Source organism: Actinosynnema sp. NPDC037264 (assembly GCF_055603705.1).
Genome location: NZ_JBVJVK010000062.1, coordinates 1 through 14,721, shown reverse-complemented (window position 1 = coordinate 14,721; position 14,721 = coordinate 1). Strand labels below are relative to the sequence as shown.

The 14,721-nt window shown below is 73.9% G+C and carries 16 protein-coding genes; 6 read left to right on the top strand and 10 right to left on the bottom strand.

The annotated features are described in order from the left end of the window. Positions 1-89: 89 nt before the first annotated feature. Both ACZ7GX_RS38060 and ACZ7GX_RS38055 read left to right on the top strand, forming a co-directional pair. Entirely contained in the window at positions 90-1,136 is a 1,047-nt protein-coding gene (locus tag ACZ7GX_RS38060; RefSeq protein WP_498784290.1) for a glucose 1-dehydrogenase, read from the top strand. A 75-nt stretch (positions 1,137-1,211) separates the two neighbouring features. Next, positions 1,212-1,577 (top strand): DUF1330 domain-containing protein, encoded by a 366-nt coding sequence (locus ACZ7GX_RS38055; protein WP_498784288.1) that lies wholly within the window; start codon positions 1,212-1,214, stop codon positions 1,575-1,577. 4 nt (positions 1,578-1,581) lie between these two features. Here ACZ7GX_RS38055 and ACZ7GX_RS38050 read toward each other — a convergent pair whose 3' ends face one another. Next, positions 1,582-2,154, bottom strand: a complete 573-nt coding sequence (locus ACZ7GX_RS38050) for a D-alanyl-D-alanine carboxypeptidase family protein (RefSeq protein ID WP_498784286.1) — start codon at positions 2,152-2,154, stop codon at positions 1,582-1,584. Then, a complete protein-coding gene (gene bla, locus ACZ7GX_RS38045) occupies positions 2,154-3,092 on the bottom strand; it encodes a class A beta-lactamase (RefSeq protein ID WP_498784284.1) in 939 nt (312 codons plus the stop codon). The genes ACZ7GX_RS38050 and bla overlap by 1 nt, the downstream gene beginning before the upstream one ends. An 83-nt stretch (positions 3,093-3,175) precedes the next feature. On the opposite strand from bla, the gene ACZ7GX_RS38040 reads away from it, so the two are divergent. Both ACZ7GX_RS38040 and ACZ7GX_RS38035 read left to right on the top strand, forming a co-directional pair. After that, entirely contained in the window at positions 3,176-4,063 is an 888-nt protein-coding gene (locus tag ACZ7GX_RS38040; protein WP_498784283.1) for a LysR family transcriptional regulator, read from the top strand. A 2-nt stretch (positions 4,064-4,065) separates the two neighbouring features. Next, on the top strand, positions 4,066-4,968 hold the full coding sequence (locus ACZ7GX_RS38035) for a serine hydrolase (protein WP_498784281.1): 903 nt from the start codon (positions 4,066-4,068) through the stop codon (positions 4,966-4,968). Between the two features lies 1 nt (position 4,969). On the opposite strand, the gene ACZ7GX_RS38030 is transcribed toward ACZ7GX_RS38035, so the two are convergent. Both ACZ7GX_RS38030 and sigC read right to left on the bottom strand, forming a co-directional pair. Further along, positions 4,970-6,166: an MFS transporter gene (locus tag ACZ7GX_RS38030; RefSeq protein ID WP_498784279.1), complete on the bottom strand. Its 1,197-nt coding sequence runs from the start codon at positions 6,164-6,166 to the stop codon at positions 4,970-4,972. 6 nt (positions 6,167-6,172) lie between these two features. Next, positions 6,173-6,742 carry an RNA polymerase sigma factor SigC gene (gene sigC / locus ACZ7GX_RS38025; RefSeq protein WP_498784277.1) on the bottom strand — a complete coding sequence of 190 codons (570 nt, stop codon included), beginning with the start codon at positions 6,740-6,742 and terminating at the stop codon, positions 6,173-6,175. Between the two features lie 63 nt (positions 6,743-6,805). On the opposite strand from sigC, the gene ACZ7GX_RS38020 reads away from it, so the two are divergent. Beyond that, entirely contained in the window at positions 6,806-7,522 is a 717-nt protein-coding gene (locus ACZ7GX_RS38020) for a zf-HC2 domain-containing protein (protein ID WP_498784275.1), read from the top strand. Positions 7,523-7,571: 49 nt separating this feature from the next. On the opposite strand, the gene ACZ7GX_RS38015 is transcribed toward ACZ7GX_RS38020, so the two are convergent. The 4 genes from ACZ7GX_RS38015 to ACZ7GX_RS38000 form a co-directional block, all read right to left on the bottom strand. Further along, on the bottom strand, positions 7,572-8,774 hold the full coding sequence (locus tag ACZ7GX_RS38015) for an ATP-grasp domain-containing protein (RefSeq protein WP_498784273.1): 1,203 nt from the start codon (positions 8,772-8,774) through the stop codon (positions 7,572-7,574). Continuing rightward, entirely contained in the window at positions 8,771-9,841 is a 1,071-nt protein-coding gene (locus ACZ7GX_RS38010) for a pyridoxal-phosphate dependent enzyme (protein ID WP_498784271.1), read from the bottom strand. Before ACZ7GX_RS38010 ends, ACZ7GX_RS38015 begins: the two co-directional genes overlap by 4 nt. A gap of 97 nt (positions 9,842-9,938) precedes the next feature. After that, complete coding sequence (locus tag ACZ7GX_RS38005; RefSeq protein ID WP_498784269.1) at positions 9,939-10,637, bottom strand: DJ-1/PfpI family protein; 699 nt, start codon at positions 10,635-10,637, stop codon at positions 9,939-9,941. Between the two features lie 75 nt (positions 10,638-10,712). Continuing rightward, the gene (locus ACZ7GX_RS38000; RefSeq protein WP_498784268.1) at positions 10,713-11,552 is read right to left on the bottom strand and encodes a LysR family transcriptional regulator; all 840 of its coding nucleotides are present in this window, start codon (positions 11,550-11,552) and stop codon (positions 10,713-10,715) included. 88 nt (positions 11,553-11,640) lie between these two features. On the opposite strand from ACZ7GX_RS38000, the gene ACZ7GX_RS37995 reads away from it, so the two are divergent. Further along, a complete protein-coding gene (locus tag ACZ7GX_RS37995) occupies positions 11,641-12,513 on the top strand; it encodes an SDR family oxidoreductase (protein WP_498784266.1) in 873 nt (290 codons plus the stop codon). Between the two features lie 86 nt (positions 12,514-12,599). On the opposite strand, the gene ACZ7GX_RS37990 is transcribed toward ACZ7GX_RS37995, so the two are convergent. Together ACZ7GX_RS37990 and ACZ7GX_RS37985 are read right to left on the bottom strand one after the other, a co-directional pair. Next, complete coding sequence (locus ACZ7GX_RS37990; RefSeq protein ID WP_498784264.1) at positions 12,600-13,496, bottom strand: SDR family oxidoreductase; 897 nt, start codon at positions 13,494-13,496, stop codon at positions 12,600-12,602. A gap of 35 nt (positions 13,497-13,531) precedes the next feature. Beyond that, a complete protein-coding gene (locus ACZ7GX_RS37985) occupies positions 13,532-14,308 on the bottom strand; it encodes an SDR family oxidoreductase (RefSeq protein WP_498784262.1) in 777 nt (258 codons plus the stop codon). Between the last annotated feature and the right edge of the window lie 413 nt (positions 14,309-14,721).

Genomic DNA, 14,721 nt, shown 5'->3' with positions numbered 1-14,721 from the left:
CCCTCGAGGAGGGCAAACAACACCCATCCCACCGGGGGACGTCGGCGGCCGGGCCCGCATGCGGGTCGCGCGCGGGGGTAGCCCAGACCATGCGCGCGCTCACGCTCGACCCGAAGAAGGCGGATTCGCTGCAGGTCACCGAGGTGCCGGAACCCGAGCCGCGGCCAGGTGACCTGCTGGTCGAGGGACTGGTCGTCGGTGTCTGCGGCACGGACAAGGAGATCGCCCGCGCCGAGTACGGCTGGGCGCCGCCGGGACGCGACCGGTTGGTGCTCGGCCACGAATCGCTCGGCCGGGTGGCGATGGCGCCTCCGGAGAGTGGTTTCGCGGCCGGTGACCTGGTGGTGGGAGTGGTCCGGCGACCCGATCCGGCGCCCTGCGGCGCGTGCGCGCACGGCGAGTTCGACAACTGCCGCAACGGCGGCTACACCGAGCGCGGCATCAAGGAGTTGGACGGGTACGCGGCCGAGCGGTGGTGCGTCGAGTCGGACTACGCGGTGGCGCTGGACCCGGGGCTGGCGCACGCCGGCGTGCTCATGGAGCCGACGTCGGTGGTCGCGAAGGCGTGGGAGCAGGTCGCCCGGGTGGGTGAGCGGGCGTGGTACGAGCCGGAACGCGCGCTGGTGACGGGCGCGGGGCCGATCGGGCTGCTGGCCGCGATGATCGGCGTGCAGCAGGGGTTGGACGTGCACGTGCTCGACCGGGTCGAGGACGGCCCGAAGCCGCGGCTGGTGCGGCGGCTCGGCGCGACCTACCACGACGGCGACGTGGACGAGGTCGCCTCCCGGCTGCGGCCCGACGTGGTGATCGAGGCGACCGGCGTGGGCAGCGTGGTGATCTCTGTCGTGCGCAACACCGCACCGTACGGCGTGGTGTGCCTGACCGGCATCTCCTCGGGCGGCCACACGGTGGACGTGGACGTCGCGGGCGCGAACCGGGTGATGGTGCTGGAGAACGACGTCGTGGTCGGCTCGGTCAACGCCAACCTGCGCCACTACCGCCAGGCGGCCGACGCGTTGGCGAAGGCCGACCGGGACTGGCTTGACGGCCTGATCAGCCGCCGCGTGCCGCTGGAGAGGTTCGCCGACGCGTTCGACTCCCGGCCGGACGACGTCAAGGTGGTCATCGCCCTCTGAGGTCATCACCTCTGGACCGGTGCGGCAGGTGGACTCACCGATGCGGACGTGATCGCGTGCGTCCATGCTGTCGGCATGGCTGTGGACCCGCGTGGCGCCGACCTGAAGCGACTGCTGGCCGAGGACCCCGGCGGTCCGGTCGTCATGCTGAACCTGCTGCGGTTCGCCGAGGGCGGTGTGGCGTCGTACGAGGAGTACGCGCGGCACCTGCGCAAGACGTTCCTGCCCCGCTACGGCGCGGAGGTCCTCTACGCGGGCGCGGGCTCCACCGCGCTGGTGGCCGAGGACGGGCAGAGCTGGGACGCCGTGGTGATCGTCCGCTACCCCGACCGCGCGGCGTTCGGCCGCATGGTCGCCGACCCGGAGTACCAGCAGGTCACGCACCTGCGCACGCGGGCGCTGACCGAGGCGGTGCTCCAGGCCACGATCCCGTGGGCCTGAGCGTTCAGGAGCCGCTCGCGCTGGGCAGCATGGGCGGGCAGCCGGCGGTCGCGTACGCGGGGTCGTGCTCGAAGTGCCACTCCTCGTTGAGGTAGCGGCGGCACCAGCCGAACGCGGACCCGTTGCGCTCGACCCAGGCGGCCGACTCGAGCGGCTGCACGTCCACCGCGATCCCCTTGACGTGCATGGACTTCTCCGGCGGCAGGACGTACCGCGCGGCGAGCTCCGCGGTGCCGAACCGCCGCACGGCGTCCTCGAACTCCCGCCGCTGCTGGCCGGTGCTCCGCTTGCCGTCGTTCAGGCACAGCCCGACGCCCTGCGCGCCGGCGGCGGCCCGCAACCGGCGCCACGCCTCCAGCACGTCCGGGCGCAGGCCGTCGGGCCGTTCGTCGACGTACCGCGCGTCCAGCGGGCAGACCTGCCCGGTCTCCGGGCCCGGCACCTCCTCCACGATCGCCACCGGGCGTCCGGTGACCGGGTGGTGGACCAGGACGACCCGGCCGGTCGCGCCGAGCGCGCCCACCGAGGCCACGGCCGCCAGCAGCGCCAGCAGCAGACCGATCACGACGCGTCGCATCAGGTCAACGAGTCCACGGCGTAGGCGGCGGCCTTCGCGACCAGCGCCTGGTCGTACCCGGCGTCCGCGGTCGCCTTGCTGGACATGATCGAGACCACGAGCGGCGCGGCGTCCGGCGGCCACACCACGGCGATGTCGTTGACCGTGCCGTAATCGCCGGTGCCGGTCTTGTCGGCCACCGCCCACCCCTGCGGCACGCCGGCGCGGACGCGGTGCGCGCCGGCCTTGGTGGCGTTGCGCTCGAGCAGGTCGCGGAGGAACGCGCGCTGGTCGGGCCCGAGGGCGTCGCCGAGCACGATCCGCTGGTAGTCGGCGCCGATGGCGCGGGGCGAGGTCGTGTCGCGGGGGTCTCCCGGCACGGCGGTCGTGAGGTGCGGCTCGAACCGGTCCGATCGCGTGACGGTGTCGCCGAGGGTGCGCAGGTAGGCGGTCAGCCCGGCCGGGCCGCCCAGCTCGCGCAGCAGCAGGTTGCCCGCCGTGCCGTCGCTGTGGCGGACCGCCGCGTCGCAGACCTGGCGGAGGGTCAGGCCGGTGGCCACGTGCTGCCGGGTGATGGTGGAACTCGCCATCAGGTCGTCCTCGGTGTACATGACGACAGTGTCCAGGTGGGACGGCGGGTTGCGGTGCAGGACCGCGGCCGCCGCCAGCCCTTTGAACGTCGAGCAGAACGCGAACCGCTCGTCCGCCCGGTACGCCAGGGTCGCCCCGGTGCCCGTGGCCACGGCGTACACGCCCAGTCGTGCGTCGAACTCCCGTTCCAGCCCGATCAGGTGATCGTGCGGCACGGCGGAAGGAGTGGGGGAGGCGGCGGACGTGCCGACCGGCGCGGAGGAGGGCGCGGACGGCGGCGCCGGTTCCCGCGCGCAGCCGGCCAGCGGGAGCAGCGCCGCCGCGCCCAGGAACGCACGGCGGCTGACGGTTCGGTACGGCGGTGTCACGCCGTCGAGCTTCACAGGCGGTCGTGGATGCTGTCCAAGACACCGAGGCGGGCATCGATGCCGATCTGGCATAGTCGCGGCTCGTGGACGTGGTCGAGGCGTGCAAGGCGTTCGTGGCCGTGAGCGGGCACGGCAGCTTCACCGTCGGCGCCGCGGCGGCGCGGATACCGCAGTCCGTGGCCAGCCGGCGCGTGGCGGCGCTCGAGAGGCACTTCGGCGCCCGGCTGTTCACCCGGACCTCGCGGAGCGTGGCGCTGACGCCGTTCGGTCGGGAGATGCTGCCCTCCGCGCGGCGGTTGGTCGACCTCGCCGAGGCGATGGAGCACGACGCCGAGCGCGCCAAGCTGCGCCCCTTCCGGCTGGCCGTGCCCGAGGTGTGCGCGCCGCGCCCGCTGGCCCGGCTCGTCGCCGACGCCCGCCGCCACGACCTGGACCTGGACCCGCGCCCGGCCGGTCCGGCCGAACGCGCGGAGCTGGCCCGCACGCTGGACGTCCGGGCCGCGCTGGTCGCCGTGCCGCCCGACGAGGGCGCCTGGCGGGTGCCGCTCGGCCTCGCCGGTCACGCCGACCCCGGCCCCGTCCCGGCGGTCTACGTGGAGACCCTGCGCGCCGGCCGAGCCGAGCGCAACGCCCGCCGGCGGCGGATCCGGCTCCAGCCGGAGGACGACGTGCCGCACGTCCGCGACCGCCTCACGCGCCTGCGCGACGCCGTCGGCCTGCAACCCGCCCAGGTGGTCGTGGCGGCCTCGCTGGTCGCGGCCACCGCCGACGTGCTCGGCTCCACCGACCTCCTGCTCTGCTCACCGGGCCAGGCCCACGAGCTCGGGCTGCACTGGCGGCCGGTCGGCGAGCTGGACCTCGCCCGCGGCTACGACGTCGCGGCCGGGCTGCGCGAGGACGCCCGCCGGATCCGCGACCTGCCGCCCGCCGCGATCGGGCACTGCCTCGGCGTCCCGGCCGCAGGAGCGTGACGATGGGGACGACCAAGGTCCTGCGTGCGGCGCGGGAAGTGCTGGAGGACGCCGGCCTGCGCGGCTCGTTCCTCGTGCGAGACCTCGACACCGGCGACGAGCTGGGCCTCGACGCCGAGGTGGAGTACCCGGTCGCGTCGCTGGTCAAGGTGCCGCTCGCGATCGCCACGCTGGAACGCGTCGACCGGGGCGAGCTCAACGCCGCCACCCCGGTCGTGGTGCCACCGGACCGGGTCGCCGCGCCAGGCCCGATCGGGCTGCCCAAGTTCCGCCACCCCGCCACGATCGCGCTGGACGACCTGCTCTACCTGAGCATCGCGATCAGCGACAGCACCGCCGCCGACGCCCTCTTCGCGCTGACCCCGCCCCACGCGGTCGCCGCCGAGCTGCGCCGGCTCGGCCACGACGGCATCGCCGTGCGCCACCTCATGCGCGACCTCGTCGACACGCCCGCCGAGCGGTTCACCCCGGCGGAGGGCCACCTCGCCCACTCGCTGGCCATCGCGGCCGCGACCGAGGGGCGCGGGCACCCGGTGACGCAGCTGGACATCAGCCGCGCGAACGCCGGTTCCGCCCGCGCGTTCGTCGACCTCCTGCACGGCGTGTGGCGGCCGACCACGATCCGGCCCGCCGTCGCCGGACGGGTCCGGGAACTGATGGGGGACAACGCGTTGCGCCACCGGCTCGCACCCGACTTCAGCTCCGACGCGTCACGGTGGTCGTCCAAGACCGGCACGCTGCTCAACCTGCGGCACGAGGTCGGCGTGGTCGAGCACGCCGACGGCCGGGCGTTCGCCGTCGCCGCGCTCACCGAGTCGCGCGTGCCCGCCGTGGTGCAGCCCGGGGCGGAGGCGTTGATGGCGCACGTCGCCCGCACGCTGCGCGACGAGCTGCGGGCGTCGTGAGTCAGCGGAAGTCGCGCGCGGACGGCACGAGCGCGGCGGCGGCCGGCGCGGCGAAGCAGACCACCGCGCACACGGCGAGGACGACGCCCGCGCCGAACCCGTCGATCGCCGGTGCGATCAGGGCCAGGCCGACCGGCGCGAGACCGTAGGACAGCAGGAAGTCCAAGGACGACACCCTGGCCAGGGCCGAGGGCTCGACCTCGCGCTGCGCGGCGGTGAACCACGGCACGTTGAACAGCTCGATCCCCACCCCCGCCACCACGTACGCGGCGATGACGACCACCGCGTGCACCGGCAGCAACAGGCTCAACGGCACGAACCCGTAGCACGCCAACCCCGCCAACGCGGTCCAGCCCTGCGCCCGGGAACCCCACCGTCCGGCGATGATCGCGCCACCCAAGGCGCCCACCGTGTACGCGGTCATGGCGGCGGCGAGCACCGCACCCGTGCCGTACCGGTCGCGACTCACCAGGGGCAGCACGACACCCGTCGCCGAGTAGCCCGTGGCGATCACCGCGGTCAACGCGCCCAGACCCGCGACGAACCACGGGTGCCGCCGCGCCTCGCGGACCCCCTCGAAGAACTCGACCGCGAAACGTCGACGGGCCACCGGGACGACGACTCCGCCGGCAGGAGGGATCACCGCCGCGCCCAACCACAGCACCGCCGTCGCGACGATCAACGCCGGTGTGTCGACCACCAGCGCCAGCAACGCCGTCAGGCCCGGCGCGACCAACGTGGTGACCCGCACCGCCAACGTCATCGCCGCGTTCGCCCGCCGCCGCCGGTCGGGGGCGACGACTTCCGCCGTGAGCGCCTGGAACGCCGGTCGGCACGCGCCCTGCCCCGCGCCGACCACGGCCGCCGCCACGGCCATCACCACGACCGACCGTCCCAACCCGACCGCGATGACCGGCGAGGCGACCGCGGCGACCAGTCCCGCCCACCACACCACCCGACGCCGGGAGTGCCGATCGGCCAGCACACCGGCGACCGGCACCGCGACCAGGAACCCGGCGGTCCGGGCGGCCAGCACGATCCCCAGCTCCACCGCGGTCATCGACCGCTCCAGCACGGCGAACCCGAGCACGAACGGCAACGCCCACGTGGCCAACCCGGACGCCGTGGTCCCGATCCACAACCGCAGGAACGCCGCGTCGCGCACCAGCGGCCGGCCGGACCGGACGTCGGGTCGCACGGACGCTCAGCCGACCTCGGTGGCGCCGGACCGGCCGGTCGCGCGCAGCAGGTCGTCACGCGCCCGCGCGACGCGGGACCGGATCGTGCCCACCGGGCAGCCCGCGATCTCGGCCGCCTCCGCGTAGGACAGTCCCAGCACCTGCGTGAGCACCAAGGCCTCGCGGCGATCCGGGTCGAGCGCGTCCAGCAGGAGGTTCAGCTCGACGGTGTCCTCGAAGCCGGACCCGACCGGCCGCCGGTCCGCCTCGCGCTCCCAGTCCGCGCCGGGCGACAGCCGCGGCCGTGACCGCGCCATCCGGACCTGGTCGACCACCACCCGGCGGGCGATCGACAGCAGCCAGGTGCGGGCCGACGAACGCCCGGCGAACCGGCGCAGGCTCACCAGGGCGCGCGCGTAGGTCTCCTGGGCGAGGTCGTCGGCCACGCCGACGTCGGCGAGGTGGGCGATGAACCGCCATACGTCCCGTTGCGTCGCCCGCACGAACCGCTCCAGCGCGTCCCGGTCGCCGGCACGGGCCCGCAACGCCCAGCGCGTCACCTCGTCGTCGGGGTTGGTCACGTTGGGGGAGGTCACGACTTCGAATCGTAACCACAGAAAGTCGGGAACTCGTGCGCCGAATGGAGCGACTACTGGGGCGTGGACTGCCGAACCTGCCGTGAAGTGTTGTCCGCGCGCCTCGACGGCGAAGCCGAGCCCGCGCCCGCCGCCGAAGTGGACGCGCACGTCGAGCAGTGCGCGGACTGCTCGACGTGGCTGGTCCGGGCGCAGGCGTTGACCAGGGCGATCCGGGTGCGCCCGGCGCAGCCCGCGCCGGACCTGGTCGCCGCCGTGCTGGCGGACGCGCCGCCGCGCCACGTCGCCCTGACACCGCGCCTGGCGCTGGCCGCGGTCGCGATCGTCCAGTTGTGGCTGGCGCTGGCGCAACTGCTCGCGGGCGCCACGTCGCCGCCCGCGCACGGCATCTCCGGGCACCTGTTCAACGAGGGCGCGGCGTGGAACCTGGCGCTGGGCATCGGCTTGCTCGTCGCCGCCGTGCACGCGCACCGCGCCGCCGGGCTGCTGCCCACGCTCGGCGGTTTCGTCGCGGTGCTCGCCGCGTTCTCCGCGCACGACCTGCTCACCGGCGCCACGACCGCGGCCCGCGTGCTGACGCACGTGCCGGTCCTGGCCGGTCTGGTGCTGCTGTTCCTGGTCCACCGCGCGCACCGCGACCAGCCGACGCCCGGCACACCGGCCAAGCACGAGCACGACGAGCACGACGGCTCGGACGAGTCGGAAGACGACCGGCCGCCGCGCGCGGGGAAGCGGGGCCGGGGCGGCCTGAGGCCCACGGCTCACCGGCGTGCCGCCTGATCGTTCGACATGACGGGCGTGATCGCGCCCGCGGCGGCCAGCGCGCGGCTCACCGGCGTGCTGCCTGAGCGGTGGACACGATGGGCGTGATCGCGCCCGCGGCGGCCAGCGCGCGGTGCAGGGCGAGTTCGGCGGTCGGGCCCTCGGCGAGCACGATCCCGGTGCACGAGCGCTGGTCGGTCAGGTGCTCGACCACGTCACCGGGACTCGCGGTCGGGTACCACTCGGGCGAGCCGGGCAGGCCGGTCACCCGGTCGAGCCCGGACCAGCCACTGAGGACACCCGCCCGCGCGGGGTAGGCCAGGACGAACGCGACCCCGGTGCCGGGCTTGAGCGGCTCGGTCAGCAACGCCGGTTCCACCGCCAGCGCCATCGAGACCATCGCGTCGTAGACGTTGACGTCCAGCGACCGGCACAGCGCCTCGCCGACGAGCGCGCCGCCGATCCGCGCGTTGACCTCGACCACCTCGGGCCCGTCGGCGGTGAGCACGAACTCGGTGTGCGCGAACCCGCGTTCGTGGCCGGCGACGGCCAGCACCCGGGCGATCCACCGGCCGAGCTCGGCGAGGTCGGCGGCGGGGAACGCGACCGGGAACGCGGCGGCTTCCTCCCGTCGCACCGGTTCGGGCGAGAGCTGGCGGCTGAACACGCCCAGCAGCCGCGTGCGGCCGGCCCACGTGACGGTCTCGGCGCTGTAGAGCGGCCCGGCGAAGTACGGTTCGGCGATCAGCCTGCCCTTGAGCGGTGTGCGTTCGGCTTCGCGCAACGCGTCGTCCAGTTCGGCGCGGGTGCGCACCAGCCACACGGCGCGCGACGACGTGCCCGCGGAATCCTTGACCACCAACGGGAACCCGTCGTCCGACGTCGGGTCGACCGGCCCGCCGCGGCTGAGCCCGTGCTCGTGCAGCAACGCGCGGACCGCGCCCTTGTCCCGCAGCACGCGCACCGCGTCCACGTCGGGTCCCGGCAGACCCAGTCGCCGCGCCAGTTCCGCCCCCGGCACGGCCCACGTGTCGGTGGAGCTGATCAACCCGGCCAGGTCCGGTATCGCGCGCAGGGCCGCCTCGCACGCCGTCACGTCCGCGGTGTCGATGTCGACGACGCGCACCCGGTCCGGGCCGAGGGTGCGGAGTTCGTGGGTGTAGATCGACCGGTCGCCGGTGAGCAGGCACAGGTCGTGGCCCGCGTCCCCGGCGGCGTCGGCGAGCCTGCCGAGGCCGAAGGTGAGGGCTTCCAGCAGCGCGATCGTCACGGCACGGGGTCCTTCCGGCGTTCCTGCGCGGGCACCCGCGGACCGTGGGCCCGGCGCGCCCAGTCCATCGCGGCCCACGGCGGTGCCAGGTCGTCGAGCGAGGCGATCTCCACCGGCGCCAGCAGCGCCGGGTCGAGGGCTTCGCGGTGACGGGCGAAGACGCGGGCCGCGTACCGGTGGCCGGTGTCCGCGCCGATGACGAGGTGCGTGCGGCCGGGGTCGCGTTCGGCTTCCCAGCGCGCGGCGAGGTGCGCGGCGCCGGTGGACAGGCCCGCGAACACGGCGTGCTCGCGCAGCAGCCCGACAGTGGCGGCCATGGCGTGCTGGAAGTCCAACCAGTGCACGCGGTCGTACAGCTCGTGGTGCACGTTGCCGAACGGGATGGCGCTGCCGATGCCCGCGATGATGGCGTCGGGGTCGGTGAACCGCTCGCTGCCGAACGTGACGCTGCCGAACGGTTGCACGCCGACCAGCCGCACCTCCGGGTCGTGCCGCCGCAACGACCGGGTCAGCCCGCCGCTGGACGCGCCGGTGCCGACGCTGCCCACCACCGTCAGCGCCTCGGCCGGCAGGGCGCGCCGCAGGTGCTCGGCCAGTTCGGCGTACCCCAGGTGGTGGACGGGGTCGTGGTACTGCCGCATCCAGTGCAGGTCCGGGTCGCGGGCCAGCAGTTCGCGGACCCGGGCGACCCGGCGGTTCTGGTCCAGCCGCAGGTCGTCCGACGGCGGCATCTGGTCCACGGTGACGCCGAGGATCTCCAGCTGGGCGCGGATGGTGTCGTCCACGGTGGTGGAGGCGACGATGTGGCAGCGCAACCCGTGCCGGTGGCAGGCCATCGCCAGCGCCAGCGCGTAGATGCCGCTGGAGCTGTCGACCAGGGTCTGTCCTCTGTGGACCACCCCGGTGTCGAGGAGGTGCCGGACCGCGCCCAGAGCGGCGTAAACCTTCAACGTCTCGAAGCGGATCAGCACGATGCCGGGGGACAACCGCACGAGCGACGGCGTCTTCACCGCGTCGGTGATGTGGTCGTGCACCGGTAAGCCGGGGTGGTCGAGCACTGCCGTCACCGCCCGATCGGACGCAGGTAGGTGGCCAAGTCGGCTCCCGGACGTAGAGGTCGTCGGCACGGGGCGTTCGGTTCCCGGCAACCGCCGGTCGAGGCGCTCAGCCGCGCCAGACCGTGCCGCGCCGTTCGTGCTCCAGGACCGTCTCCACCCGCTGGGCGAGCTTCGCGCCGAGGAACCGCTCCGCCAGCCACAGCGCCACGTCCAGCCCGGAGGTGATGCCGCCGCCTGTGATCAGGTCGCCGTCGTCCACCACGCGGGCGTTGACGACGGTGGCTCCCTGCGCGGCCAGGTCGGCTTTCGCGCCGGTGTGCGTGGTCGCGTTGCGGCCCTTGGTCAACCCCGCGGCGGACAGCACCATCGTCCCGGTGCAGATGCCGACCCGCAGCAGGTCGGCGGCGGCCAGGCGGCGCAGGAAGCCCTGGTCGGCGATGAGCCGGTTGACCCCGGGCCCGGTCTTGTCGGCGTACCCGCCACCGGGCACGACCAGCACGTCCGCCTGCTCAGGCGACCAGCCCGCGGCCACCTGGACCTTGGTGCCGTACGTGCAGGTGACCGTGCCGGGACGACCGGTGGTCACCAAGGTCGTCGTCAACGCGCCGCCGCTCATCCGCCCGGCGAGGCCCAGCACCTCCACCGGTGCGATGAAGTCCTGCTCCTCCACCCCGTCGAACAGCAGCACCTGCACCCGCAGCGGCGTCGCCGCCGACGCGGTGGCCGCACCACCCGACATCGTCCCCACTGCTCCCATCGTGCCGACGGACAGCGCCGACGCGCGCAAGAACGCACGACGTTCCACGGTGACCTCCCCGGTTCCGGTTCACCACAGTGGTCGGTCGAAACGCCCGTCCGGTTCCTGGCGGTCGGCGAGTCGTCACCGGGTGGCCGCGCGGACGAGTGCCGCGGTGGCCGTCGAGCGGGACTGCTGGGGCCAGGCGATCGAGAGGGTCGCGGGCGGCGCGTCCGGCACGTCGAGGTAGGCGATCCCCGGTCGCGGGTAGCGGTCGATCACGGACTCGGGCAGCAGGGTGACCAGCTCGCCCAGTTCGACCAGCTTGAGCAGTTGGGGCAGGTCGCGGACGTCGTGCCGGGCGACGATCCCGTCGAGGTAGTGGTGGAGCTGGTCCAGGCGCGTGGCGTCGTCGACGGGCAGCCCGAGCTCGGCGAGGGTGGCGTGCCCGCGTGCCGCGAGCGGGTGGTCGGTCGGGACGGCGGCGACGTGCCGCTCGACGGCCACGGTCTCGGCGTCGAGGCCGGTGCGGTCGAACGGCTCGTAGATCAGGGCGGCGTCGGCCTCTCCTTGGCGCAGGAGTCCGGGTTGCTCGCCCCACCGGCACAGGCGGACCGCGACCGGCAAGGACGACGCCGGGTCGGCCGCGTACCCGGCGAGGATGGCCTCCAGCAGCCCCGCGTCGCTGTCGGCCTTGACCGCCAGGACGAGCTTCGGCTCCGCGGCGCGTTGTGCTCGCCGGCCGGCCGCCTGCAGCGCGTCGAGGGCGATCCGGGCCTGGTCGAGGAGGACGGAGCCCGCGGCCGTCAGCGCGACGCTGTGGGTGGTCCGCTCGAACAGCGTGACACCCAACTCCGCTTCCAGCTTGCGGATCGTGCGCGACAGGGGAGGGGCCGAGATGCCCAGCCGCTCGGCCGCGCGCGTGAAGTTGAGCTCTTCGGCGACGGCGACGAAGTAGCGCAGGGGACGTGACTCCAAGCCCACCTACCTCCGATCGGTATGTCCCTGAGGGTAACAACCCGGTGCCGGCTGATCCTTCCGGCACGGCGGCGTCGCGGGCAGGGTTGGTCGCATGATCATCGTCAGTGGTGCCAACGGGAAGCTCGGTCGAGCGGTGGTGGAACGGCTGCTGCGCCGGGTCGGGCCGGACCGGATCGGTGTGTGCGTCCGCGAGGCGGAGCGGGCTCGCGGGCTGGCGGAGCGGGGCGTTCGGGTCAGGCAGGGCGACTTCGCGGACGAGGGGAGCCTGGCGCACGCGTTCGAGGGCGCGTCACGGGTGTTGGTCGTGTCGGTGGACAACAGCGGCGAGACGGCGGTGCGCCTGCACGAGACCGCGATCAACGCCGCCGGCAAGGCCGGGGCCGAGCGCGTCGTCTACACCAGCCACGTGGGCTCGAACCCGTCGTCGCCCTTCGCGCCGATGGTCGACCACGCCGCCACGGAGGTGGTGCTGCGGGAGTCGGGCCTCGCTTTCACGTCGCTGCGCAACGGTTTCTACGCGTCGACCGTGGCCATGCTGCTCGGTGGCGCGGCGGAGACGGGTGAGCTGGCCGCGCCGGAGGACGGCCCGGTGTCCTGGACGTCCCACGACGACCTGGCCGAGGCGGCGGCGCTCGCGTTGACCGAGGACGTCTTCGACGGCGTGACGCCGGCCCTCACCGGTCCGGTGGCGGTGGACCTGGCAGAGGTCGCGGCGATCGCGTCGGAGGCGACGGGCCGGCCGATCCGCCGGGTCGTCGTGCCGGACGACGACTACCGGGCCGGGCTCGTCACCCACGGTCTGCCCGAGCACGTCGCGGACTTGCTGGTGGGGATGTTCGCGGCGAGTCGTCAAGGCGAGTTCGCCCGGGTCGACCCCGCGCTCGCCGGTCTGATCGGACGGCCGACCGTGCCGCTGCGCGACGTCCTGGAAGCCCGGCCCCGGTCGGCCGATCTTGCCCAATAACCTCTATAGCTTCAGTGTCGACCGAGTTCAACTCTCGGACGTGTGCCCCGGCGCAGCTTGCACAATCGGCCCTGACGAGCTGTCGGCTACCCGGCCGGCTGGACGGTGAGCAGGTCGTCCAGGTCGATGCGGGTGAGGAAGTCGCGGCGGACGCGGTCGGCGACCTCGGAGACCTCTTCGGAGCCGTCGTCAGCCGGGTCGACGTGCACCCGGAAGGGGCGTTCGCCGCGAGGGAGGGCGACGATCCGGGCGATCTCGTCGGCGACGAGCGAGGCGTCGGCGTCTTCGGGCGCGAGGGCGGCGAGCTTGTCGGCGACCTGCTCGACCAGCCCGGCGTACCTCGTCCCGTACTCGGCCTCCACGGCGGTGTCGGCCGGGCGGCCGGAGTGGGCGAAGTGGTTGGTGCCCGAGGTGAACGAGCCGGGCACGACGATGGACGTCTCGACGCCCCAGCGGGCGAGTTCGCCCGCGTAGCTCACCGCGAGCGAGTCCATGCCCGCCTTGGCCGCGAAGTACGGCGCGAGGTACGGCGGGGTGCCGCCCTTGACGCTGGAGCTGGACACCCAGATCACCAGGCCGTGGCCGCGGTGGCGCATGCCGGGCAGCACGGCGCGGTTGACCCGCTGGGTGCTCAGCACGTTCACGTCGTACAGCTCGGCCAGCTGGTCGGGGGTGAACGCCTCGGTGGGCCCGGTGGCCAGGTGGCCGGCGTTGTGGACGAGGACGTCGACGCGGCCGTGCTCGGCCTCGATCCGGGCGATGGCGGCGTCGACGGACTCCTGCGAGTTCACGTCGAGCTCGATCGCGCGGAGGTCGACGCCGTGCTGCCGGGCGTAGTCGGCGGCGGCTCGGACCCGGGGCGCGTTGCGGCCGGTGGTCTCGCGCATCCCGGCGTAGACGGTGTCGCCGGTGTCGGCGAGGGCACGGGCGGTGAGGGCGCCGAAGCCGCTGGACGCGCCGGTGATGACGATGACGTTGCTCATGGCGGTTCCTTCCGGTGTGGACGGAGGTGTGGTGATCAGGCGAGGCCGCCGTTGGCGAAGAGGACCTGGCCGTTGACCCAGCGGGCGGGGCCGGCGAGGAACGAGACCGCGTCGGCGATGTCCTCGGGCCGGCCGAGCCGTTCGAGCGGGGTGGCCTTGGCGAAGTTGGCGATCAGGTCGTCGTCCTTGCCCCGCAGGAACAACGGGGTCGCGGTGGGGCCGGGTGCGACCGCGTTGACGGTGATGTCCTTGCCGCGCAGTTCGCGGGCGAGGATCAGGGTGATGCTCTCGACGGCGGCCTTGCTCGCGACGTAGGCGCCGTAGGTGGGCAGCTGGGTGCGGGTGACCGAGGTGGAGAAGTTGACGATCGCGCCGCCCCGGCGGAGGCGGCGGGCGGCCTGCTGTGACACGACGAACGTGCCGCGGACGTTGGTGCGGTGCACGCGGTCCAGGTCGTCCAGGTCCAGTTCGGCGATCGGCGCCAGGACCATGGTCCCGGCGGTGTTCACGACCACGTCGACGCCGCCGAACGCGGCCTCGACGGCGTCGAAGGCGGCGCTCATGTCGTGCTCGTCGGCGACATCCCCACCGACCGCGATGGCCTGCCCGCCGCGAGCGGTGATGTCGGCGACGATCGCCTCGGCCCTGCCTTTGTTGCCGGCGTAGTGCACGCCCACCGCGAAACCGTCGGCGACGAGCCGCTCGGCGACCGCCCGCCCGATCCCCCCACTGCCGCCGGTGACGAGGACGACTCGGGTAGTGGTGGCGGTAGGAGTGGCGTTGGTGGTGTCGGTGGCGGTGTTGTCGGTCATGTCATTTCCTTTCGGCGCAAGGGATGCGCAGTGCGTGCCGAAGATGGAGCCGGCGAGGGGGTGGCCATGGGCCGCGAGGGAGGGGCGGCGGGGTAGTGGCGAAGGGGCGGACGGAGAGCCGCTCGACTTGGTGTGCGGGCGCGCGAAAGAGGCGCGTGGATGCGCCGGGCGCCGGAAGTGCGGGCCAGGCATGGCGACTGTCCAGGCCGGCTGGGTGGGGCTGCGCTGGTGGCTGGGCCGGGCCTGCGACGGTGTGGCCGTGTGCGGTGGCAGCGGTGCCGGCTGTCGGGGGTGGCTGCGGTCCGGCTGTCCGGGGTGGGCTAAGAGGTCCTAACAAAATGATCACTGCGGTGGCGGCGGGCCAGCCTGATGTGGATCATGTTCGGTCGTGAGGAGGGGTGAGTCGCCGCCGT